The organism is Synechococcus sp. R55.7, from assembly GCF_047461955.1.
Lineage (GTDB): Bacteria > Cyanobacteriota > Cyanobacteriia > Thermostichales > Thermostichaceae > Thermostichus.
The window spans coordinates 1-1,046 of the sequence record NZ_JANSIC010000382.1; the positions used below are offsets into that span (position 1 = coordinate 1).

Sequence of the window (1,046 nt, forward strand, 5' to 3'; positions counted from 1 at the left end):
CCGGCGTTGCTTGCTTCTGTGCCGGACGAATGGCTAGGACGGTTGGTGGGGGTGTCGGGAGATCTGATCCAACGTTGCCGCCAAGAAATGAGGATCCCTGCTGGCGCTTTGGGCTGCAGAGAGCAAGATTGAGACGGGGGGAGCCCAAGAGAGAAACTCGAGCGCTTGTTTCACCAAAAGACAAGCTGCTGCCGCCTCAACCCCAGCAAAAGGACGGCAAAACACTTGGTCAAAGGAATTGGTGGCTTTCCGGCTGCAACACTATCTCGCTCGGTACAGCACCAGCGGGCGCTGTAAGGGCAAAGCAGATGGCTTCCGCAGCCGTGGCAGGGCTGAGCATCTTGTCTCGTTGCACCTTCAGGCTGATGGGATCCCAGAAGGGTGAGTCGATGCCCCCGAAGTAAAACAGCGTAAATCTGACCCCAAAGCGCTTCAGCTCATCGGCCATGCACTTGCTAAACCCGACCACCCCAAACTTGGCCGCACAGTAAGCAGAGGCCATCGCCATGGGATAACGTCCAAGGACGCCGGGAAAATTGAGGATGTGGCCGGATTTTTGCTCCCGCATGGGGTTGGCAGCCAGTTGGCTGGTGTAGAAGCTGCCCTTCAGGTTGACCGCCAGCATTCGCTCCAGGTCTGCGGGGGTTAGCTGGGGAGCAGGCTTCAGGATCCCGGCCCCGGCCAGGTTAATCAGCACGTCAATGCGCCCATGCTTTTGCACCGTTTGGTTGACCAGTGCCTCTACCTGGGCATAGTCCGTCACATCAGTGGGGATCCCCAATCCAGAGGCAGCCCCCAAAGAGGCTGATTTCTCCACCAGAGCTCGCAGGGGCTCTTCTCGCCGAGCGGCCAACACCAGATGGGATCCGGCCTGAGCCAGCATGGGCACCAGGACGCTGCCGATACCCCCTGTTGCCCCTGTGATCAAAATAACTGCCTGCGATAGCGGAGAAGACACGTTACGTTTCTTAAACTCTTTTTCCCATCATACACAGGGATCCCGACAAGCCAGTCACAGCCCCACTGGATCCCTCGACAGAGGTCAT

At 58.2% G+C, this 1,046-nt stretch carries 1 protein-coding gene; it reads right to left on the reverse strand.

Translation table 11 applies throughout. From position 1 onward, the window contains the following. Window positions 1-229 precede the first annotated feature (229 nt). Window positions 230-958, reverse strand: a complete 729-nt coding sequence (locus NW820_RS12635) for an SDR family oxidoreductase (RefSeq protein WP_011433499.1) — start codon at window positions 956-958, stop codon at window positions 230-232. Window positions 959-1,046 lie beyond the last annotated feature (88 nt).